This is a genomic window from Microbacterium sp. AK031, from assembly GCF_024807145.1.
In the GTDB taxonomy this organism is placed as follows: domain Bacteria; phylum Actinomycetota; class Actinomycetes; order Actinomycetales; family Microbacteriaceae; genus Microbacterium.
On the sequence record NZ_JANUCA010000003.1, the window covers coordinates 134,159 to 156,316 of the forward strand.

At 67.0% G+C, this 22,158-nt stretch carries 14 protein-coding genes; 8 read left to right on the forward strand and 6 right to left on the reverse strand.

The features are described 5' to 3' along the window. Positions 1 to 4: 4 nt before the first annotated feature. From HDC95_RS08670 to HDC95_RS08680, 3 genes are all read right to left on the reverse strand, one after another. The gene (locus tag HDC95_RS08670) at positions 5 to 838 is read right to left on the reverse strand and encodes an energy-coupling factor transporter transmembrane protein EcfT (protein WP_259063001.1); all 834 of its coding nucleotides are present in this window, start codon (positions 836 to 838) and stop codon (positions 5 to 7) included. Next, entirely contained in the window at positions 835 to 2,628 is a 1,794-nt protein-coding gene (locus HDC95_RS08675) for an ABC transporter ATP-binding protein (RefSeq protein WP_259063002.1), read from the reverse strand. The genes HDC95_RS08670 and HDC95_RS08675 overlap by 4 nt, the downstream gene beginning before the upstream one ends. A gap of 113 nt (positions 2,629 to 2,741) precedes the next feature. Then, positions 2,742 to 3,287 carry an ECF transporter S component gene (locus HDC95_RS08680; protein WP_259063003.1) on the reverse strand — a complete coding sequence of 182 codons (546 nt, stop codon included), beginning with the start codon at positions 3,285 to 3,287 and terminating at the stop codon, positions 2,742 to 2,744. 392 nt (positions 3,288 to 3,679) lie between these two features. Between HDC95_RS08680 and HDC95_RS08685 the strand changes: the two genes are divergently transcribed. Continuing rightward, positions 3,680 to 6,619, forward strand: coding sequence for a S8 family serine peptidase (locus HDC95_RS08685; protein WP_259063004.1), 2,940 nt, complete (start codon positions 3,680 to 3,682; stop codon positions 6,617 to 6,619). A 54-nt stretch (positions 6,620 to 6,673) separates the two neighbouring features. Here HDC95_RS08685 and HDC95_RS08690 read toward each other — a convergent pair whose 3' ends face one another. Together HDC95_RS08690 and HDC95_RS08695 are read right to left on the reverse strand one after the other, a co-directional pair. Beyond that, positions 6,674 to 7,603, reverse strand: a complete 930-nt coding sequence (locus tag HDC95_RS08690) for a pirin family protein (RefSeq protein WP_259063006.1) — start codon at positions 7,601 to 7,603, stop codon at positions 6,674 to 6,676. Further along, positions 7,600 to 7,926, reverse strand: coding sequence for a GNAT family N-acetyltransferase (locus HDC95_RS08695; RefSeq protein WP_259063007.1), 327 nt, complete (start codon positions 7,924 to 7,926; stop codon positions 7,600 to 7,602). The genes HDC95_RS08690 and HDC95_RS08695 overlap by 4 nt, the downstream gene beginning before the upstream one ends. A 77-nt stretch (positions 7,927 to 8,003) precedes the next feature. Here HDC95_RS08695 and recQ point away from each other — a divergent pair, with 77 nt between their 5' ends. Then, positions 8,004 to 10,019 carry a DNA helicase RecQ gene (gene recQ / locus HDC95_RS08700; protein WP_259063008.1) on the forward strand — a complete coding sequence of 672 codons (2,016 nt, stop codon included), beginning with the start codon at positions 8,004 to 8,006 and terminating at the stop codon, positions 10,017 to 10,019. 70 nt (positions 10,020 to 10,089) lie between these two features. Here the strand turns inward: recQ and HDC95_RS08705 are convergent, their stop codons facing one another. Further along, on the reverse strand, positions 10,090 to 10,521 hold the full coding sequence (locus HDC95_RS08705) for an OsmC family protein (protein WP_259063009.1): 432 nt from the start codon (positions 10,519 to 10,521) through the stop codon (positions 10,090 to 10,092). 74 nt (positions 10,522 to 10,595) lie between these two features. Between HDC95_RS08705 and HDC95_RS08710 the strand changes: the two genes are divergently transcribed. The 6 genes from HDC95_RS08710 (at position 10,596) to HDC95_RS08735 (ending at position 22,118) form a co-directional block, all read left to right on the forward strand. Beyond that, a complete protein-coding gene (locus HDC95_RS08710) occupies positions 10,596 to 11,369 on the forward strand; it encodes a methionine ABC transporter ATP-binding protein (protein ID WP_259063010.1) in 774 nt (257 codons plus the stop codon). Further along, positions 11,369 to 11,989, forward strand: coding sequence for a methionine ABC transporter permease (locus HDC95_RS08715; RefSeq protein WP_259063011.1), 621 nt, complete (start codon positions 11,369 to 11,371; stop codon positions 11,987 to 11,989). The genes HDC95_RS08710 and HDC95_RS08715 overlap by 1 nt, the downstream gene beginning before the upstream one ends. Positions 11,990 to 12,067: 78 nt before the next feature. Beyond that, a complete protein-coding gene (locus HDC95_RS08720) occupies positions 12,068 to 12,889 on the forward strand; it encodes a MetQ/NlpA family ABC transporter substrate-binding protein (RefSeq protein WP_259063012.1) in 822 nt (273 codons plus the stop codon). Positions 12,890 to 13,119: 230 nt separating this feature from the next. Further along, on the forward strand, positions 13,120 to 15,180 hold the full coding sequence (locus HDC95_RS08725; RefSeq protein WP_259063013.1) for an acyl-CoA dehydrogenase: 2,061 nt from the start codon (positions 13,120 to 13,122) through the stop codon (positions 15,178 to 15,180). Between the two features lie 127 nt (positions 15,181 to 15,307). After that, a complete protein-coding gene (locus tag HDC95_RS08730) occupies positions 15,308 to 15,877 on the forward strand; it encodes a DNA-3-methyladenine glycosylase I (protein ID WP_259063014.1) in 570 nt (189 codons plus the stop codon). Between the two features lie 130 nt (positions 15,878 to 16,007). Next, the gene (locus tag HDC95_RS08735; RefSeq protein WP_259063015.1) at positions 16,008 to 22,118 is read left to right on the forward strand and encodes an Ig-like domain-containing protein; all 6,111 of its coding nucleotides are present in this window, start codon (positions 16,008 to 16,010) and stop codon (positions 22,116 to 22,118) included. The last annotated feature ends 40 nt before the right edge of the window (positions 22,119 to 22,158 follow it).

Genomic DNA, 22,158 nt, shown 5'->3' on the forward strand with positions numbered 1-22,158 from the left:
CCTTTCAGGCGGGCTGCCAGGGGAACAGGGCGATGAAGATCGTTGCGGATGCCGCGAAGAACAACGCGATGAACACGATGTCGCGGGAGCGGAACGGTACGAGGTGACGCTCGGTGCGGGTGGGGTGCGCGCCGAAGGCGCGAGCATCCATCGCCAGTGCCACTCGTTCGGCGTGCCGGATGGCTCCCGCCAGCAACGGCACGATGTACCCCCAGCCGCGAGCGATCCGCGCGATCGGACCGCGCCCGCCGTGGTGACCTCGCACGCGGTGCGCCGCTCTGATCACCGCGAGCTCGTGGCCGAATCGCGGCACGAACCGGAACGCGGCCAGTGCTGTGTAGCCGACGCGGTACGGCACGCGCAGCTGCTGGATGCTGGATCGCACCAGGTCAGGACCGCTCGTGGTGAGTCCGCCGACCAGGGCGAGCGCGGCGATGGCGCCGAGCCGCAGGGCGGTGGCGAACCCGATCTCCACTGCTCCGCTGAAGAGTGTCCAGCTGCCGATCTGCAGGAACGGTGCGGTGTCGTCGACGAGGGCGGCATCCACCCACACCGAGAACCCGAACCCGATCACGACGACCCCTACGGGGACGGCGAGGAAGAGCAGCGCGGCAGTGCGCGGAGTGATCCGAGCGCCGACGAGGATGATGGCGTACGCGAGAGCGATGAAGGACGCCGGAGTCGCGAGGTCGCGAACGAGGACGAGCAGCAGCATCGCGGGTGCCACGGCCGCGACCTTCGACAGCGGGTTCAGAGCGTGCAGGAAGCGCCATGCGGATGCCGGTGCTGTCGGCGCATACGGATCGATGACGGGCACGGGGGAGGTGATCGTGGTCATCGGCTGGCCTCGGAGGTGAAGTCTCGGAGCAGCGAGCCTGCGATGCCCGTCTGCTGAAGCACGCGGTGCACCGCCGGAAGGCGGAGCCCCGCCGATTCGAAGATTCCCGCCGTCGAGAGAAGCTCGGGCGTGGGTCCGGCGGCGTGAACGAGCCCGTCCGCGAGGATCACGGTGTGCGTCGTGTGGTCGGCGACGAGCTGGAGATCGTGAGTGATCACGATGATCGTGGTGCCCTCGGTCTGCAGATCCCGCAGCAGGCGAAGGAGCTCGGCCGCCCGAGCGCGATCCTGCCCGAACGTCGGCTCGTCGAGCGCGAGCACTCGCGGACGCGTGATCAGTGCGGTGCCGACCGAAAGCCGCCGCTTCTCCCCTCCGGAGAGGAGGAACGGATGCGCGTCGGCCTTCGCGTCCAGTCCGAACCGGGCGAGCATCTCCTGGACGCGCTCGCGCACCTCGGGTTCCGGCGTGTGCCTGAGCCTGAGTCCGTGCGCGAGCTCGTCGAACACGCTGTGCGCGATGAACTGGTGCTCGGGGTTCTGGAACACGAAGCCGATACGGGCTGCGAGATCCCGCGGCGAGGCCGCGCCTGGATCGAGGCCGTCGACAATCACTCGCCGCTTCGGCGGAGGCACGACGCCCGCGAGCGCCTGGATCAGCGTGGTCTTGCCCGCGCCGTTCGCGCCGACGATCGCGGTGAACGACCCGGGGGAGATGTCGAGGTCGATGCCGTGCAGGATCTCCTGCCGCCCGCGCTTGACCGTCAGGCTCCTGGCGCGGACGATCGGCTCCTCATCGACGGAGCGTGGGGACGGATGCCCGGAGCGTGGGGACGGATGCCCGGAGCGTGGGGACGGATGCAGGGTGGTCGCACGGATGAAGGAAGAATCTGCTGCGTCTCGCCCTGCAAGTGTGCTTCCGCCCTGCAGATGTGCGGCGTCCAGGGCTTCGGCCAGCTCCTCCGGTGTCAGCGGCAGTGGCGCGTCATCAGCGAGGATGCCGCGCTCGCGCAGCATCCTCGCCGCCAGTGTCGCTGCAGGCAACCACACGCCCATGGCGATGAGTTCATCGGTGTGCCCGCGGATCACTTCGGCTGCGGGACCGTCGAATGCGAGCCGACCGGACTGATCGAGCACGATCGCGCGAGTGGCGAAACGCATGGCGGCGTCGAGGTTGTGCTCGACGAGGATGATGGCGTGATCGCCTGCGGCGACCAGGTCGGTGAGGGCGTCGTAGACGTCATCGATCCCCAACGGGTCGAGGTTCGCCGTCGGCTCGTCGAGCACGATCAATGGCGATCCCATCGCGAGTGCGCATGCGATCGCGAGGCGCTGGCGTCCGCCGCCCGACAGGCGATCGGGATTCCAGGTTCGTCTGTCCCAGAGTCCGACCCGGCGCAGCGCCTGCTCGCTGCGGCTCAGGACCTGATCGACGGGCAGCAGCAGATTCTCCAGCGCGAACGCAACCTCGTCGAAGAGGGTGCCGGTGACGAGTTGGGCGTCCGGATCCTGGAAGACCATCGCGACGTCAGTGCTGAGCTCGGCGACCGGTGTCGTCGATGTGCTGCGGCCGTCGACCTCGACCGTGCCCTCGACATCTGCGGGGACCGACTGGGGGATCAGCCCGTTCAATGCGAGCGTGAGCGTGGACTTTCCGGAGCCGCTCGGACCGAGCACGAGCACGACTTCGCCCGGCTGCACCTCGAAGCTGACACCGTTCGGCGAAGGTTGCGCGCTGCCGACGTGCGTGAGCGAAAGGTCACGCACGCGAAGCAGGGGTGCGGATGCGCGCACGGCGACCTTCAACGGGCTCGAGGACGGGTGGTCCGGTGGAATGTGTGGTTCCAGGTTAGCTGAGCCTAACCTGATGTGCACACGCGGCCGCGAACACGTGAGGGTGGCGAACCTCAGACCCGGGTGACGACGCCAGCTCTGCGCAGGGCGCTGCCGATCCGCACGCCGATGAAGGTCCAGGCCACCGGACCGGCGATGAACATCACGAGGTACAGCACGAAGGCCCACGGCTCGAACTTGTCGATGTCGGCGGCGAAGCTGATGGGGACCGCGAGGAGGACGCCGACGATGACGGCCGAGATCATGAAGCGCCCGAGCCCCCAGTAGCGGTAGCGGCCGATGGCCGTGATGCCCTCCTGGATGACGCCGATCAGGAGCGCCGTGCCGATGTAGCGCAGCACCCAGGCCGGGGCGAACGCGGTGGACACCAGCGCCGCCAGGACGTGCGTGATGAGCGCGACACCGGGGACGCGCAGGAGTGACTGCGCCACGATCCCCGGCAGGACGTGCGACCCCAGCACCAGGCCGTACAGCACCGGAGCGCCCGCCGAGACGATGATGCTGAGGTACCCGGCGCCCGCCGAGACGAGCCCCGTCGCGACGCCGACCGCGGCGCAGATCAGCAGCACGCGAGTCGACAGCACACGGTTCTTCGGCACCGCTCCAGCCTACTCGCGCGCCACCGTCGCACCGCCTGCTGCCGCTCGCAGACACGTTGCGGACACCCGCTTTGTCGCTCGGACAGCGCCGTTCGTCGCATCCGGCCTGCACGCGCCTACACGCACCTGAGCGCGAGTGAGCGTCTCCCCGAAAAGTCTCCGTATAGCTTCCCGAACCTCTCCTTAAGTCGTAGATCGCTTGCCATATGGACATCTGGTGCGCTCGATGCAGGGGGCGCTAAGTTGATCGACTGTGCGGCAACGCAGCCGCAGTTCGCAGACCATCGGAGAGATGCATGGGTCGATCACCCTTCCGAATGGCAGTGGCCGTCACAGTGGCCGCAGTCGTCATCGGATCCTCGTCAACCGCCAGTTTCGCAAGCGTCGAGGGGGTGACACACCCCGCACCAGTGGAGGGCACTCCAGGGCACTACATCGTGATGCTGAAGGCCGATCCGCTCGCCACCTACGAAGGTGACGCGAACGGGCTGCGCAGTACCAAGCCGAAGCCGGGCAAGCAGCTCGACGCCCACTCGTCGGACTCGCAGAAGTACATCGCGCATCTCGCGAACGAGCAGCGCAAGCTCGCGCAGGCAGAGGGCGTCACGACCGACGCGACATATCAGGTGACGGTCAACGGCTTCAGCGCCGATCTCACCGGCGAACAGGTCGATGCGCTGCGCGCGTCCAAGGACGTGCTAGGAGTGTTCCCGGATGAGATCCGGCATCCCGATGCGCAGACCTCCACCGACTTCCTGGGGCTCGGCGATGATGCCACAGGCGCTGGCGGAGTCTGGGAGGAGACCGGAGGCGTTGACCACGCCGGCGAGGGCGTCGTGGTCGGCGTGATCGACACGGGCATCGCGCCGGAGCATCCTTCGTTCGCGGGCAGCAAGCTCAAGAAGCAGAAGCAGAGTGGCGCCGACGCATACAGCGACGGGTCTTATGTCTACTTCGACAAGTCCGACGGCGGCCAGTTCCGCGGCGAGATCGTGCAGGGGCAGGACTGGGACAAGCACGATTACTCCACCAAGCTGATCGGCGGGCAGTACTTCTCGTCAGGCGCGACGGCGGCGGGGTTCGACTTCCAGTACGACTACCTGTCTCCGCGCGACGGCGACGGGCACGGCTCGCACACCGCCAGCACGGCGGCCGGTGCGTTCGGCGTCGACGCTGCGGTCAACGGAGTCGGGCTCGGCGCTGTCTCGGGTATGGCGCCGGCGGCCAAGGTGGCGGTGTACAAGGCCTGCTACGTCGGTCCGGATCCGTCGGTCACCGCCGATGACATCTGCGCGCTCAGCGACCTCATCTCCGCGATCGATCAGGCGGTCGCCGACGGCGTCGACGTGATCAACTACTCGATCGGCGGCGGAGCCGCCACCACGGTGCTGGCGCCGGACGACATCGCGTTCCTGAACGCCGCAGCGGCCGGAGTGTTCGTCGCGGTCAGCGCGGGCAACGACGGACCGGATCCGGTCACCACCGACCACGCATCGCCCTGGTACACCTCGGTCGCGGCATCCACGATCCCGACCTGGGAGGGCACGGTCACCTTCGACGGCTTCGCTCAGGCCGGCGCATCCGTCTCGGTCCCGTTCGGTGAGACGGTCACTGGACCGTCGATCTACGCAGGTGACGCGGCGCTCGCCGGAGCGACGGATTCCCGGCTGTGTCTGCCTGGCACGCTCGACCCCGCGGCGGTCGCCGGGCACATCGTCGTCTGCGATCGCGGCAGCAACGCTCGCGCGGAGAAATCGCAGGTCGTGAAGGACGCGGGCGGCACCGGCATGGTCCTGGTGAACGTTCCGGGTGAGGCGGACTCGCTCGACAACGACTTCCACGTCAGCCCCACGGTGCATCTCGCTTCCGCACATCGCGAGGCCGTCCTGGCGTACGTGCGGGGCGGCGTCGACCGGCCGATCTCGCTGATCGGGGAGAACACCACCGGTGAGACGACTCCTGTGCCTCAGATCGCCGGATTCTCCAGCCGCGGGCCGGTGCATGCCGACGGCAGTGACGTGATGAAGCCGGATATCGCTGCTCCTGGCGTGGCGATCCTCGCTGCGACGAACAGCGGCAGCAAGGATGCGCCGACCTTCGGCATCCTGTCCGGCACGTCGATGGCGTCACCGCACATCGCGGGTCTTGGCGCGCTGTATCTCGGCGAGCGTCCGAACGCGACGCCGGCAGAGGTGAAGTCGGCGATGATGACCACCGCCTACGACACCGTGAATGCAGATGGCTCGGCGAACACCGATCCGTTCGCGCAGGGCGCGGGTCAGGTCGATCCGACCCGCTTCTTCGACCCGGGGATGCTGTACTTGAACGACGTCACAGACTGGGCGGCGTTCATCGAGGGCAAGGGACTCGCAGAGTTCGACGGCGTCGAACCGATCGACGGCAGCGACCTCAACCTCGCGTCGATCTCGGTCGGCACGCTCGCCAGCGCTCAGACGATCACCCGTACGGTGACGTCGACCGAGGCGGGAACGTTCACTGCGAGCGTCGACGTGCCCGGAGTTAACGCCACCGTCGAGCCGTCGACGCTGAGCTTCGGCGGCGCCGGCGAGACGGCCACCTACACGGTCACGTTCGACAACGAGAGCGCACCGGTCGAGCAGTGGGCGACCGGATCGCTCACCTGGTCGAGCGAGTCGAATTCGGTGCGTTCGCCGATCGCGGTGTTCCCTGTGACGGCGGATGCGCCGGCGGAGGTCACCGGAACCGGCGTCGACGGCAGCGCAGTCGTCGAGATCACACCGGGTGTGGATGGTGAGCTGCCGCTGAACCTCGCCGGTCTCACGCCGTTCCAGCTGCTCACCGATCCCGCCCATCCCGTCGAGGGGCATTCGGGTGACGAGAACTCGGGAGATGTGAACAAGGACGTCGCGTGGATCGTCGACGTGCCTGAGGGCACCTCATTGTCGCGGTTCGACCTGGATTCGTCGGATGACGAGGGCAGCGACCTCGACCTGACGGTATACCGCGTGGTCGCGCCGGATGATCTGCGCTACTACCAGCGGTGGCAGTCGGCGACGGCTTCGGCCGACGAGCAGGTGACGCTCCCGACCCCGACGGCCGGTACGTACCTGATCGTCGCGAACGTGTACTCGACGACCGCGCCGATGACGTGGGACATGACCTACGCCAACGTGGCACCGGGCGGCGAGGGCGCGCTCACGGCGACGCCGAACCCGATCGCGGTGACGCAGGGTGAGGCGACGAGCTACGAGCTCAGCTGGAGCGGCCTCGCGGCGGGCACGAAGTACCTCGGCGTCGTGCAGTACGGCGACTCTGCGGTGCGGACGATCGTCTCGGTCGACGCGAAGTAAACGGGAGAGGCGCCGCGCGCAGGTGCGCGGCGCCTCTCCCTGCGGGGTGTTCGTTCAGATCCGCCGCCGTCGCGCCTTCAGCCGCACATTCGGCAACTCGGGAGCGGGAATCCGCTCGGCGCCGTGGGTCACCACGTGTCCGAAGCGTGCGGTGGCGGCATCCGGTGTCTCCCAGTCGGCACGCGCCTGCGCGATCTCCTCGTGCGTGCGACCGGCGAAGTTCCACCACATCACCAGGTCCTCTTCGAACGGCTCGCCGCCGAGGACGAAGAGCAGCGCGCCCTCGGCGCTCGAAACGGAGACCTCCGAGCGCGTGTCCCCGAGGTACAACATCTCGTTACGCACCACCGGGCGTGAGTCGATCGAGACATCACCCTCGACCAGCACGATCGCGTGCTCCCACGCTTCATCGAGCGGCAGGGTGACGCGGCTCCCTGCCGGCAGCGCGATCTCGGCCCCGACGATCGGCGTGTGCACGGTCGCCGGCGAGCGGATGCCGGCGAACTCACCGAGCACGACCGTCGCTGTGGCATCGGAACCTGAGGAAGCCGGGATCGCCACCGTGGGAAGTGACGTGTGCTGCTCGAACCCACCCGCACCATGTCGCGCTGACTCCGGCAGCACGACCCAGAGCTGCAACGCATCCAGCGGGATCGCCTCTTCGCCGAGCGAATACTCGGAGTGCGAGACGCCGTGCCCGGCAGTCATGAGGTTCAGTTGCCCGCGCTTCAGCGTCACGTCGCTGTCCACCGAATCGCGATGGCGCATATCGCCGACGAGCGGCCACGTGACCGTCTGCAGCCCGATGTGAGGGTGCGGCTCGACGCGCATCCTGACCGGTCCGGGCCCGAAGCGGTCGAGGAAGCACCACGCTCCGACCGTCGGCAGGTCGCGGTTGGGGAGTGTGCGCAGCACATTCATGCCCCGCACACCGCCGAGCGGCACCTCGCGCGGCTCGAGCGAGATGCTGCGCCGGCCGATCATTGGCCGACGGCATCCGTCGGGTCGGTCGGAAGCTGCGGCCAGCGGATCTCCGCACCATCGACCTCGTGCGTCTTCAGGTACTTCGCGATGTACGGGCAGTACGGCACGATCGTGTCGCCGGATGCCGCGGCATCCGCCAGCGCGTCGGCAGCGAGGATGCTCGCCAGGCCCTTGCCCTGGAATGCGGGATCGACCTCAGTGTGGATGAAGCGTATCTCGCCGGGTCGCTGATCGAACTTCGCGAAACCGGCGAGGGTGTCGCCGACGCGGATCTCGTAGCGAGAGGCTTCGTCGTTGCGGGTGACTGTGGTGTCGTCGGTCATGAATGCTCCTTCGGGTCGCCGCCGGTTATCCCCACCCTAGGACGGCGGGCGTCGGCAGGGGTCGTTACGCTGGAGCGATGCCGCAGACATCCCGTGACCCGTACGAGGATCTGCCGTGGGATCCGACCGAACCCGAGCCGTGGAACGATGCTCCTCCGCCTGAAGAGATGGACTGGGAACCGCAGGGCGCCGGCTACGAACCGCCGCTCGACTGGGGTCAGAGCCCGACGACGCCTGTCGCGACAGCATCCACCCCCGGCATCCGTCGCGCGACGCCCGCGCGCTACGCGACCGCGCGCGAAGCGCTGCACACCGTCTTCGGCTACGACGCGTTCCGCGGTGACCAGGAATCCATCGTCGATCAGGTGATCGCCGGCGGGGATGCTGTCGTGCTGATGCCGACCGGCGCCGGAAAGAGCGTCACCTATCAGGTGCCCGCGCTCGTCCGCGAGGGCACCGGACTCGTGATCAGCCCGCTGATCGCCCTCATGCATGACCAGGTCGATGCGCTGCGCGCCAACGGCGTCAACGCCGCTTATCTGAACTCGACGCAGTCGGCATCCGAACGTTCCGAAGTGGAGCGGGCGTACGTCGCCGGCGAACTCGACCTCATCTACGTCGCCCCCGAGCGGCTGTCGAACCGGCAGACCACGGCGCTGCTGCAGCGCGGCGTGCTCAGCGTCATCGCGATCGACGAGGCCCACTGCGTGTCGCAGTGGGGCCACGACTTCCGCCCCGACTACCTCGCGCTCGGCGACCTCGGTGACAGGTTCCCCGGAGTGCCGCGCATGGCGCTCACCGCCACAGCGACCCGCGCCACCCACAAGGAGCTCACCGAGCGTCTGCAACTGGACACCGCCCAGCATTTCGTCGCGAGCTTCGACCGTCCGAACATCCAGTATCGGATCGTCCCGAAGGTCGACCCGCGCAAGCAGCTGGTGCAGTTCATCCGCTCGATGCCGGACGGCGCCGCGGGCATCGTCTATGCGCTCAGCCGTAAGTCGGTCGAGCAGACCGCGACGTATCTCTCAGCCCAGGGGCTCGACGCTCTGCCGTATCACGCAGGACTTCCTGCCGAGGTGCGTGCGACGAACCAGTCGCGGTTCCTGCGCGAAGACGGCGTCGTGATGGTCGCGACGATCGCATTCGGCATGGGCATCGACAAACCGGATGTGCGCTTCGTCGCCCACATCGACCTGCCGAAGTCCGTCGAGGGCTACTACCAGGAGACGGGTCGCGCCGGCCGCGACGGCGAGCCGGCGGTGGCGTGGATGGCGTACGGCCTCGGCGACGTGGTGCAGCAGCGCCGCATGATCGACCAGAGCCCAGGCGACCGCACCTTCAAGATGCGGATGGGTCAGCATCTCGACGCCATGCTCGCGCTGTGCGAGACAGTCGAGTGCCGACGGCAGAACCTGCTGAACTACTTCGGTCAGGAATCAGCGCCCTGCGGCAACTGCGACACATGCCTGGAGAAGCCCGAGACGTTCGACGGGCTCGTGCCGGCGCAGAAGCTGCTGTCGACGATCGTGCGGCTCAAGCGCGAGCGCAATCAGGCGTTCGGCGCCGGCCATCTCATCGACATCCTGCGCGGGTCATCGAACGACCGCATCCGCCAGCAGAAGCACGACGGCCTCGCGACCTACGGCATCGGCGCCGACCTCTCCGACCAGGACTGGCGAAGCGTCGTGCGGCAGTTGCTGGCCCGCGGCATCCTCGTCGCCCAAGGCGACTACGGCACGCTCGCCCCCGGCGAGGTGGCGGCCGGAGTGCTCAGCGGCGAGACCCAGGTGCCGCTGCGCAAAGACACCATGGGGCGCGTCAGCGCGAGTCGTGCGCGCAAGACGTCGGCGGCAGCGGATGCCGTGGCCGAGGGTGATCGCTCGCTCTTCGAGGCACTGCGGGTGTGGCGCGCCGAGACGGCGCGAGAGATCGGAAAGCCGGCGTACATCGTGTTCGGCGATGCGACGCTGCGTGCGCTCGCCGAGATCCGTCCTGGATCCATGACAGACCTCGACGGCATCACCGGCATCGGCGAGAAGAAGCGCGAGGCCTACGGCGACGCCGTGCTCGCGGTGGTCGCGGCCAACTGACGGCCGGGTGAGACGGGGCGGTTTCGTCTCGCTTCGCTCGCCCAACGGCCCGCGGCGAGCTCCACTCGTCTCAACGGCCCGATACGACCACGTCCGCGAATTCCTCGGCGTGCACGGCGACCGTGGCAGCGCCCCCGATGAGCTTCGAGACAGGGCAGCGGGTATGGGCGGCGTCGAGCACGCGCTGGGCCTCCTCGACTGAGGCATCCTCGACCGACATATAGGCGTCGACATGGAACTCGAACCCGGGCCCTGCTGCGGCATCGTGCAGCTCCACCTCGACGCGAACGGCAGTGCGGCTGCGGCGAGCCACGATGGCCTGCGCCGTCGCGTTCAGGCACGTTGCCCATGCCAGCGCCAACAACTGCTCGGGGTTCGTCCCGGCCGGATCGCGGTCGGGGTTCAGCGGTGACGCGACGGTCACGCTCAGGCCGTCGGGAACGCCGGCGATGCCGTCTCCGCCGTCACGATTGATCGCCTCTGTCCGGTACCTCATGCTCATAGCTCAACTATAGTTGGACTCAGTACACCAACTCCGGGCGATGAAGCCGCGAACGAAGGAAGCGGCACGCATCGATGGATATCTCGAGCACGACGATCGTCGAGTTCAGCGACGTCAGCAAGCGCTACGACGACCGCCCGGATCAGCCCCCGGCGCTCGACGGCATCGATCTGAGCATCGACCGCGGTGAGATCTTCGGCGTCATCGGTGAGAGCGGCGCGGGCAAGACGACGCTCCTCGAACTCATCAGCGGACTCACCACCGCCGACCGCGGCGAGGTGCGCGTCGAGGGGGCACCGGTGGCCGGACGCAGTCGCAGGGAGATGCGGATGCTGCGCCGGAACATCGGCGTGGTCTTCCAGGGCATCCACCTGCTCAGCAGCCGGACGGTGCGTCAGAACGTCGCACTCGGACTCCAGATCAGCCGCCGGGCCGGCATCCGCCGAACCCGTGCCGAAGAGCGCGCTGCGGTGGATGAGATGCTCGCGTTCGTCGGACTCACGCATCGCGCCGACCATCACCCCGCGGAACTCAGTGGAGGGGAGAAGCAGCGCGTCGGTCTCGCCAGAGCGCTCGTCACCCGCCCGCCCCTGCTGCTCTGCGACGAGCCGACGTCGTCACTGGATGCCAGTACGACGGCCGAGGTGCTCCGTGTGCTGCTGGACGCCCGCGAGAAGTTCGGCACCACGATCGTCGTGATCTCGCACGACCTCGATGTCGTGAAGGCGATCTGCGATCGGGCGCTGCTGCTCGAGAAGGGGCGCATGCGCGAACTCTTCACCGTGAAGAAGGCCGATCTGCGTGCGATGCCCAGCTATCACGAGCAGGTCAAGCGAGAGCTGATGTGATGAGCTGGCTCACCGACCTGCTCTCCGAATACGGCGGCGACATCGCAGAGGCCCTCGCCGAGACCGGGTACATGATGCTCGTGTCCCTGGCTGCCGCCGTGCTGATCGGTCTGCCGCTCGGCATGGTCGTGTTCCTCACGCAGCGCGGCGGCATCGCCGAGAACCGCCCGATCTGGACCGTCGCGAACATGTACATCAACATCGTCCGCTCGTTCCCGTTCCTGCTTCTGGTGGTCTTCCTCATCCCCTTCACTCGAGCCGTGGTCGGCACGAGCTTCGGTACGCAGGCCTCGACGCTGCCGCTGTGCTTCGTCGCCGTGGCCATCTACGCCAGGCTCGTCGAGCAGATCCTGCGGGAGATCCCGCCCGGCATCTCCCGTGTCGCCGTCGCTATGGGCACCACGCTCCCGCAGGCGGTATTCCGCGTCCTGCTGCCCGAGGCCCGCCCCGGACTCGTCTACGCCCTCACCTCCGCCGCGATCAGCCTGCTGTCGTACTCGACCGTGCTCGGTGTCGTGGGCGGCGGAGGCATCGGCGACTTCGCATGCGCTACGGCTACCAGGAGTACAACGACGCGCTCATGTACATCACGATCGCGATCATCGTCGTCTGCGTGCTGATGCTCCAGGCGGTCGGACACCGTGCATCGGAACGACTCGATCACCGCTGAGAAGACACCTACGAAGAGAGAAGGACCAATGAGAACCGCACGTATCGGCATCCTCGCCGCCGGCATCGGAGCCACCCTGATGTTGGCCGGATGCGCGGCGGGTCAGCCGTCCGAAGGCACGGATGCCGCGGCATCCGAACCTGTCGTGTTGAAGATCGCCGCCGTCACCGCGCCCATGACAGATGTCGTCGAGGCTGCAGGCGAGGCGATCGAAGACGGCTACAAGATCGAGCTCGTCGAGGTCTCGGACTACATCACAGCCAACACGATCGTGAACGACGGCGATGCCTACGGGAACTTCTCGCAGCACGAGCCGTACATGCAGGAGTTCAACGTCGCGAACGACGCCGCTCTGGTGGCCGTGCAGCCGGTCTACAACTTCGTGATCGCGTTCTACTCGAAGACGCTCGACGACATCGCCGACCTGCCGGAAGGCGCCACCGTCGCCGTGCCGAACGACTCGTCGAACCTCGGCCGCGCTCTCAAGCTCCTCGATGCGGAGGGTGTCATCGCCCTCGACCCCGATGTCGACCTCTACGTCTCCACGCTGGATGACATCGTCGAGAACCCGAAGAACGTCGACTTCCTCGAGGTGCCGATCGCGTCGCTGAACTCGGCGTACGAGGAGGCCGACCTGGTCTTCCAATGGCCATCGCACATCGCCGCGCTCGGTCTCAACCCCGCGGACGACGGCCTCATCACCGAGCTCGACGACCGGTTCGCGCTGCACGTCGCGGTGCGGGAAGAGGATGCCGACAGCGAGGCGACCGAGGCGCTCAAGGCCGCGTTCTCCAGCGACGAAGTGCGAGAGGTCATTGAGTCGAACGGCACGATCGACGTCGCGTTCTGAGCGGAGCGCATCCGATGAAAGGAGGAAAGTGTCGGCCACGATCGATCGAGACCGACACTTTCCTCCTTTGAAGGCGCGCCGCCGCCCGCGGGAGCCCGGCTGTGGCCTCGCGACAACTCGACCGGACTGCGTGACGCGGGTGTCTTGGAGATTGCGCACACATCGCTTGGTTGCGCGTTGGAGGACTCCTACGGTTGGAGCATCCTTACTTCTCTTTGAGGGGAACTTTCATGGTCGACGCCGCCGTCCGCACCGCAACGACACCCGGAGACGACGATGCGCCCCGCATCGATGTCGACCGGGTCAACGACCTTCTGCTGGGAACCTGGGCTGACACCCGCCGCACCGCGCGCGCGATGATCAAGGACCCGGCGTTCTGGCGGATGGACGAACTCGGCAAGGACGAGCACCGCGAGCGCGTGCTCAGTCAGCTGCACCTCCTCGTCGACAACAAGGCCGTGCACCGGGCCTTCCCGAAGGAGTTCGGCGGCGAGGACAACAACGGAGCCAACATCTCCGGCTTCGAAGAACTCGTCGCGGCCGACCCGAGTCTGCAGATCAAGGCCGGCGTGCAGTGGGGACTGTTCGGCTCGGCGATCCTGCAGCTGGGCACCGAAGAGCACCACAGGAAATGGCTGCCGGGGGTCATGGATCTCTCCATCCCCGGCGCCTTCGCGATGACCGAGATCGGGCACGGTTCCGACGTCGCGGCAGCAGGCACGACCGCGACGTACGACCCCGAGACCGAGGAGTTCGTCATCAACACACCGTTCCGCGGCGCGACGAAGGAGTACCTCGGCAACGCCGCGCTGCACGGCATCGCGGCGACTGTGTTCGCGCAGCTGATCACGAACGGCGTCAGCCACGGCGTGCACTGCTTCTATGTACCGCTGCGCGGCGACGACGGCGATGACCTGCCGGGCATCACCCGTGAGGACGACGGGCTCAAGGGCGGTCTGAACGGCATAGACAACGGCCGACTCTCGTTCGATCACGTGCGCGTCCCTCGCACGAACCTGCTGAACAAGTACGGCGACGTCGCACCGGACGGCACGTACACGAGCCCCATCGAAAGCCCCGGTCGTCGCTTCTTCACGATGCTCGGCACCCTCGTGCAGGGACGCGTGTCACTCGACGGCGCAGCATCCTGGGCCTCCGCCCTCGGCCTGCACATCGCGATCACCTACGCCACCCAGCGCCGCCAGTTCGACGGCGCAGACGGGCAGGAGGTCGTGCTGCTCGACTACGGCAAGCACCAGCGGCGCCTGCTGCCACGCCTGTCCACCACTTACGCGCAGATCTTCGCGCATGACGAGTTCCTGCAGAAGTTCGACGGGGTCTTCTCCGGGCGCACAGACACCCCAGACGACCGCGAAGATCTCGAGACCCTCGCGGCAGCGCTCAAGCCGTTGTCGACGTGGCACGCGCTCGACACTCTGCAGGAGGCCCGGGAGGCCTGCGGCGGTGCCGGCTACATGTTCGAGAATCGTCTGGTCGGACTCCGCCAGGATCTCGACATCTACGTCACGTTCGAGGGCGACAACAACGTCCTGCTGCAGCTGGTGGGCAAGCGCCTGCTGACGGATTTCGCGGGGCAGTTCAAGGACAAGGATGCCGCGGCTCTCGCCAAGTACGCCGTCGGACAGACCGCGGGCAAGGTGTTCCACGGCGCCGGCCTCCGCCGGTTCGGTCAGAACATCGCCGACTTCGGCTCGACCGCGCGCTCTGTCGAGAACGGCCTGCGGGCCGAGCAGCAGCACGAGCTGCTGGCCGATCGCGTGCAGCAGATGATCGCCGATATCGCCGGTCGTCTGCGCCCGGCGGGCAAGGACAAGGTGCTCGGCGAGAAGCTGTTCAACGAGAATCAGGCCGACCTGATCGAAGCCGCCCGCGCGCACGGGGAGCTGCTGCAGTGGGAGGCGTTCACAGATGCCGTCAACAGCATCCCCGACGAGGGGACGAAGCAGGTGCTCACCTGGCTGCGCGACCTGTTCGGACTGCAGCTGGTCGAGAAGCACCTCGCCTGGCACATCATCAACGGTCGCCTGTCGACGCAGCGCGCTGCCGCGGTGTCGAGTTACATCGACCGCCTCTGCCTGCGGCTGCGCCCGCATGCGCTCGACCTGGTGGGTGCCTTCGGCTACGAGCCCGAGCACGTGCGCGCCCCCATCGCCAGCGGTGCGGAGCTGGAGCGTCAGAACGAGGCACGCGCGTTCTACGCCGAGCTCGCGGCATCCGGACAGGCGCCGATCTCGGAGAAGGCTCTGCGGAAGCAGCAGAAGAAGTCCTGACGCCGGCACACCTGCACGCTCCGGATACAGATGCACGATGCATCCGGCGAATCGGGCGTGCAAGTGTTCCCCGGTCGTGCAGGTGTGCCCGGCGACCACTGTCCGACCGGCCGGATAGCGTGGTGCCATGACCTCCCTCCTCACCGGTGCTGACGGACGCGCTCGCTGCGCATGGACAGGGACGGATGCCGAATACGCCAGGTATCACGACGAGGAGTGGGGAGTACCGCTGCACGGCGACCGCGCGCTCTTCGAGAAGATGGCGCTCGAGGGCTTCCAGGCAGGGCTCAGCTGGATCACCATCCTGCGCAAGCGTCCGCGGTTCAGAGAGGTGTTCGCCGGGTTCGATCCAGAGCGCGTCGCCGCCTTCGACGACGATGACGTCGAGCGTCTGATGGCGGATGCCGGAATCATCCGCAACCGCGCCAAGATCCTCGCCACGATCGGCAACGCGCGCCTCGTGACCGAGATGGCTCCTGGCGAGCTCGACGAGCTGATGTGGTCGTTCGCGCCGCCCGCCGGCGCCCGCCCTCGCTCCTTCGATGACGTGCCGGCGGTGACGCCGGAATCCACGACGATGAGCAAGGCGCTTCGCGCACGGGGATTCCGCTTCGTCGGCGCCACCACGATGTACGCCCTGATGCAGTCGACGGGCATGGTCGACGATCACGTCGAGGGGTGCTGGCGGGTCGCCTGATCAGATGGGTATTTCTGCCCGTGGGATGCTTCGCATCCGGCGGTTAGGATGTACCGGTGCGTCCTGCCGCAAGCGGCCAGAGAACGACGATGACGACGTATGCAGAGGTCAACCGGGGGAATAACTGACGATGAAGGCGCTGTCATGGTTGCGCGCGAAGCCGAAGACCGCCGCATCCGTTGCGGGTCTCACGGCAGCGGTGGTCGCGATCGGCACACTCGCCTTCGCGTATGAGGGCAATCCGACCACGAAGGTCGATCTGAACGACGGCGGCGTCTGGATCACGAAGTCCTCTGCCCTCATGGTCGGCCACTTCAACAACGAGTCCACTCTTCTCGACGGCGGGCTGCGCACCACAGGCGAGGGCTTCGACATCCTGCAGGACGCCTCGACCGTGCTCGTCACCGACCGCAGCAACGCGACGCTCACCGCCGTCGACTCCGCCCGCGTCTCACTCGGCGACAGCACCACGATCCCCGGATCGGCGAAGGTCGCGCTCGGCGCGCAGACGGCAGCGATCCTCGACACCGACTCGGGCGACCTCTGGGTCGTGCCCGTGAAGGGCATCTCGGGATTCGAGCTGCAGGGAGCCGACCCGCTCGTCGAACTGGGCAAGAACTCCGACGTCACGGTGGGGCAGGACGGCACGGTGTACGCCGTCTCCGGCGAGAACGCCGAAGTAGTCACCATCCCGGTCGACAACGAGGGTGAAGCGCTCGACCCTCAGTCCGCCGACCTGGGCGAGATCGACACCTCGGTCGCTCCGTCCATCACAGCGGTCGGCTCGACCCCGGTCGTGCTGTCCCCGGCCGATAGCGCCCTGATGACTCCTGGCGGGTTCCGAACCGAGATCCCCGAAGCCGATTCCGCAGTGCTGCAGTACGCCTCCGCGGCGACGGATGCCGTGACCGTGGCGACTGCATCGCAGCTGATCGACGTGCCACTCGACGGTGGCGAGCCGGTCGTGACGAAGGCAGGCGGCAGCAACGGCACCCCGGCGACTCCGGTGTCGCTGCTCGGCTGCCGCTACGGTGCATGGTCGGGCACCGGCACATTCGTCCGCGAGTGCCCCGGCGAAGACGACGACATCAATGAAGAGGTACCCGGTGCCGAATCCTCGGCATCCTTGACCTTCCGGGTGAACCGCGACGTCATCATCCTCAACGACACCGTCGGCGGCGCAGCGTGGCTCACCGACGAGAGCCTTCAGCAGGTCGACAACTGGGATGACCTGACGCCCCCGGAGGGCGAGACCGAGAACGAAGAGGACACCACGCAGGAGACCGTGGAGACCACGCTCCCGGTGCGCACGGATGTGAACACGCCGCCCGTCGCAGAGGACGACGAATTCGGGGTACGGCCGGGTCAGACCACGGCGCTGCCCGTTCTCGACAACGACAACGACCCCGACGGCGACGTGCTGGTCGCCTCGATCGCCGAGCAGCAGCCCTCGATCGGCACGGTGCAGCCGATCTACGACGGCGGCTCGCTTCAGATCGCCGTGGGAGAGGATGCCTCGGGCGCGGCGTCCTTCGCATATGAGGTGAATGACGGTCGCGGCGGTACGGACACCGCGAACGTGAATCTCTCTGTCAAGGACTGGGACACGAACACCGCCCCCAAGCCGAAGCGCACGACGGCACTGGCGATCGAGACCGGCGGAACCGTCTCCTACAACATCCTGCCGGACTGGATCGACCCCGAGGGCGACGACATCTACCTGCGGGAGGTCATCGCCGCACCAGGTGACGAAGTCGAATTCACCACCGATGGACAGATCACCTATCGCGCCACGGCGAGCCTGCAGGGCCGCAAAGAAGTCGAGATCTCCGTGGCCGATGCGCTCGGCGAGATCGCGACGGGCACGCTCGTGCTCGATGTGCGTCCCGCGGGGTCGACGCTGCCGAAGACGAACGCAGATCACGTGATGACCCGTGTCGGCGAGCAGGTGACGGTCTCGCCTCTCGCGAACGACTCCAGTTCCGGTCAGGAGCCGCTTCGCCTGACCAGGGTGAACGGTGACGAGACGCCAGGGGCGACGATCCTTCCGGACTATCCGAACAAGACCTTCACCTTCAGTGCGCCGGCGCCCGGTGTGTACTACGTCCTGTACGAGGTCGCGGCAGGGCCGAACGGGGTGCCAGGGATCGTCCGCATCGACGTGGCCGACGCGAGCGAGCAGGATCTGCCCCCGGTCGCGGTGCGCGACGTCGCGCTTCTGCCGACCGGTGGTGAGGTGCTGCTGGGCGTCCTGAACAACGACACCGACCCGTCCGGCGGCATCCTCGTGATCCAGTCGGTGACGGTGGAGCCCGGAAGCGGCATATCGGTCTCGGTGCTGAACCACGAGTCGCTGCGCATCGGGGATCAGGGCGCTCTCGATGAACAGGTGCGCATCAGCTATCGGATCTCGAACGGATCCAAGACGGCCGAGGGCGAGGTGGTCGTCATCCCGATCCCCGCGCCGGACAAGATCCTCCCGCCGGTCACCACGCCGGATCAGGCAGTGGTGCGTGTCGGCGACGTCGTGACCATCCCCGTGCTCGAGAACGACACGAGTCCGATCGGCGATGCGCTGTCGCTCGAGCCCGAGCTGGTCGAACCATTCGTCGACCCGGAGGACGGCGAGATCTTCGTCTCTCAGGATACGGTGCGCTTCAAGGCCGGTGATGAAGCCAAGACCGTCTACGCCACGTACGAGGTGTCGGACACTCGCGGGAACAAGGTCGGCGGATACATCACGATCCAGATCGTGCCAGTGCAGGACGAGAATGCCGCTCCGCGCCCGCAGGACATCACGACGCGCGTCTTGAGCGGCAATGTCGCGAACATCGCCGTGCCGTTGGACGGCATCGACGCCGACGGCGACTCCGTCGAGCTGATCGGCCTCGCCTCGAACCCCAAGAAGGGCCGAATCACCGAGGTCGCGCAGAACTACTTCGTCTATGAGGCGTACGCCGACTCGGCGGGAGTAGACACGTTCTCGTACCGAGTGCGCGACCGCCTCGGCAAGGAGGGAACGGCCACGATCCGCGTCGGTGTCGCACCCGCGGAGGAGATGAATCAGGCGCCATATGCGGTGAAGGATGCTGTCGTGGTGCGGCCGGGGCGCGAGATCGCGGTTCCTGTGATGCTGAACGACTCCGATCCTGAGGGCGACAAGATCGCACTCGTCAAGGACGGCCTCGTGATGCCGGAGGATTCGGGGCTCGAAGCCCGCGTCTCAGGGGATCGCGTCCTCGTGCAGGCACCGGATCGCGCGGTCGAGACATCTCTGCAGTACACGATCAGCGACGCGCGTGGTGCGACGGCTCAGGCGGTGCTGCAGATCACCGTGGACGAGGATGTGCCACTGCTCGCCCCGATCGCCCGCGATGACCGAGTGCTGCCGTCGGACCTCATCGACGGCGAGCTCACAAGTGACGTGGACATCCTCGCCAACGATGAGGACCCGGATGGCACGACCGAGGGGCTGGACGTCGAGGTAGGCGCGGGAGGCACTCTGCTCGAGGACGGCAAGGTGCGCATCACGGTCGGCGACGAGATGCAGCTGATCCGGTACACGCTCACCGACCGCGACGACCTGTCGACGTCGGCGTTCATCTTCGTGCCGGCCGTGAAGGATCTGCGACCGTCGCTCACGTCGACGAAGCCCGTCGAAGTCGTCAGCGGTGAGACCAAAGAGCTGCCACTGGACGAGTACGTGATGGTCGCAGGTGGCGGATCGGTCAAGATCACCGAGCACGCGAAGGTGAGTGCGTCGAACGCCGACGGATCCGATCTGGTCAAGGACGCCAGCACCCTCGTCTACACCTCGAAGGCCGGGTACTACGGCGAGGACGGGATCACATTCGAGGTGACCGACGGCACCGGTCCCGATGATCCGGAAGGACGCAAGGCCACACTGACGATCCCGATCACCGTGCTGCCCCCGGAGAACCAGCCGCCGACGTTCACCCGCGCCGAGATCAACGTCGCGCCCGGCGAAGCGGCCACGGCACTCGATCTGGCGGCGTTGACAACAGATCCCGATCCGGAGGATGCCGGCAAGCACGAGTTCTCTCTCGTCGGCGACCCCGGCAACGGCCTCACGGCCGGCATCGACGACGGCGCGATGCTCAACGTCGAAGCGGCATCCAATGTGAAGAAGGGCACCAGCCAGACGCTGACCGTCAGGATCACGGATGGCGAGACGGAGCCGATCGAAGGCACAGTGATCGTCAACGTCACGGCATCGACGCGCGCACTGGCGACGGCCAACACCGACACGATCGACGAGGCGGATCAGGGCGAGACGATCTCGGTGCCCGTGCTCGCCAACGACTTCAACCCGTTCCCCGAGACCCCGCTGAAGCTCGTCTCCGTCGCTCCGGAATCCGGCAACGGAAGCGCCACCGTCCAGGGCGATGAGGTGCGGGTCACCCCTGACAGGGAATTCGTCGGCACTCTCGTGGTCAGGTACACGATCGAGGATGCCACCGAGGATGCCGACAGGCATGTCGACGGCCGCATCGTGCTGACGGTGCAGGGTGTGCCGGAGGCACCGGGACGCCCGCAGGTGACGAGCGTGCAGGACCGCACGGTCGTGGTGTCGTTCTCGGCTCCATCGAACAACGGCGCCGAGATCACGCATTACACCGTCTCGAGCACCTCGGGGAGCGCGTACAGCAAGCAGTGCGCGTCGACGACGTGCACGCTGGACGGGCTGACGAACAACGTCGAGTACACGTTCCAGGTGGTCGCGACGAACCGCGTCGGTGACTCAGAACCGTCGGGCGCATCGTCGGTCGCGCGCCCTGATGCGCGCCCCGACACCCCGGTCGCGCCGACTCTCGTCTTCGGCGACAAGTCGCTCAAGGTCGCCTGGACCACACCGACGACACCGGGCTCACCCGTCGAGTCGTACAACCTTCAGATCTCGCCGGCCCCGCCTTCCGGCATCACTGAGAAGACCGGCGTGACCGGCAACTCGCTGACCTGGGAAGGGCTGGAGAACGGCACGTCGTATCAGGTCAGGGTGCAGGCGGTGAACCGGGCTCCTGAGCCGTCGACTTACAGCGGCTGGTCGCTCGCGGAGATCCCGGCAGGTCCGCCGATGCAGCCGGCAGCGCCGACGACGGCTGAGCTGGCGCCGGTCGAGGATCAGGCGCAGATGCAGGTGACCTGGGCTGCGCCGAACAACAACGGCGATGCGATCGATCGCTACCAGATTCAGGTGCTCAAGGGCGGATCGACCGTGAAGACCATCGACGTCGGTGCCGGGCAGACCAGCCAGGCGGTGGTCGTGGATACGTCCGAGGACGGGTACACGTATATCGTCCACGCCGAGAACAAGGCGGGTTGGGGGCCGTGGAGTCCTCCGTCGGCGGAGCGTCGCGGCGCGATCAGGCCGGATGCCCCGAACACGCCGACAATCAGAGCGGAAGATCGGTCGATCGTCATCACCTCGTCGTACAGGTTGACGGCGGAGCAGCGAAACGGCGCCAGGGACTCGGAGATCAGCTACCAGTACCGGTTGAACGGCGGCAACTGGCAGGGCCTCAGTGGTGACACGATCGGCGGGCTCAACAACGGCACGGACTACCGGCTGCAGATCCGCGCACTGTCCAACACCGGCACCGGAAGCTACACGGGTGTCGCATCGGCGCAGTCCAATACGGCGAGGCCCTACGGCCTCCCGCCGCAGCCGAATGCGAGAGCCCAGAACAACGGCTCGAACATCACGCTGAGCTGGAGCAACAACGGCGACAACGGAGCACCGCTCACCGCCACGCAGATTCGCATCCGCGATCACAATGGCAACTGGAGCGGCTGGGAGAACGTCGGCAACACCGGCAGTCGACAGGTCGGCAACCCGTACTCGCAGACGTGGGTGCTTGACGTGCGGGTCCAGAACAAGGCGGGCTGGTCGAGCGTCGCATCCGCCTCCGCCACGACAGACAAGAAGCCCGACCCCAGAGTATGGGTCACCAAGGGCAGCTATGGCGCGAGCTGCAACAACGGCCCCTGCCTGAAGTTCGTCGTCAACTGGCAGAACATGGATATCGGCTCGGCTCAGGTCTGGTGCAATTCGGACCATTACAACCACATCGGAGGCCACACGTACACAGTGAACTTCGACGGCTCGGGTTCGAAGGAGATCGGCTGCTACCAGGGCCAGGATGGTCTGAATGTGTGGGTCGACATCGTCGGCTGGGGTGGGTCTGTCGACACCGAGAAGAACTTCTGGGCCAGACCGTAGGACGGCTTCGATGAACTTTCGCGAACACAGAGGAACGAAC

What these genes read in the sequence shown, in the direction of transcription:
- HDC95_RS08725 (WP_259063013.1), top strand. Translation starts at nt 13,120, where the DNA reads ATGGTCGACGCCGCCGTCCGCACCGCAACGACACCCGGAGACGACGAT.
- HDC95_RS08710 (WP_259063010.1), top strand. Translation starts at nt 10,596, where the DNA reads ATGGATATCTCGAGCACGACGATCGTCGAGTTCAGCGACGTCAGCAAG.
- HDC95_RS08715 (WP_259063011.1), top strand. Translation starts at nt 11,369, where the DNA reads ATGAGCTGGCTCACCGACCTGCTCTCCGAATACGGCGGCGACATCGCA.
- HDC95_RS08705 (WP_259063009.1), bottom strand. Translation starts at nt 10,521, where the DNA reads ATGAGCATGAGGTACCGGACAGAGGCGATCAATCGTGACGGCGGAGAC.
- HDC95_RS08735 (WP_259063015.1), top strand. Translation starts at nt 16,008, where the DNA reads ATGAAGGCGCTGTCATGGTTGCGCGCGAAGCCGAAGACCGCCGCATCC.
- HDC95_RS08695 (WP_259063007.1), bottom strand. Translation starts at nt 7,926, where the DNA reads ATGACCGACGACACCACAGTCACCCGCAACGACGAAGCCTCTCGCTAC.
- recQ (WP_259063008.1), top strand. Translation starts at nt 8,004, where the DNA reads ATGCCGCAGACATCCCGTGACCCGTACGAGGATCTGCCGTGGGATCCG.
- HDC95_RS08690 (WP_259063006.1), bottom strand. Translation starts at nt 7,603, where the DNA reads ATGATCGGCCGGCGCAGCATCTCGCTCGAGCCGCGCGAGGTGCCGCTC.
- HDC95_RS08670 (WP_259063001.1), bottom strand. Translation starts at nt 838, where the DNA reads ATGACCACGATCACCTCCCCCGTGCCCGTCATCGATCCGTATGCGCCG.
- HDC95_RS08730 (WP_259063014.1), top strand. Translation starts at nt 15,308, where the DNA reads ATGACCTCCCTCCTCACCGGTGCTGACGGACGCGCTCGCTGCGCATGG.
- HDC95_RS08720 (WP_259063012.1), top strand. Translation starts at nt 12,068, where the DNA reads ATGAGAACCGCACGTATCGGCATCCTCGCCGCCGGCATCGGAGCCACC.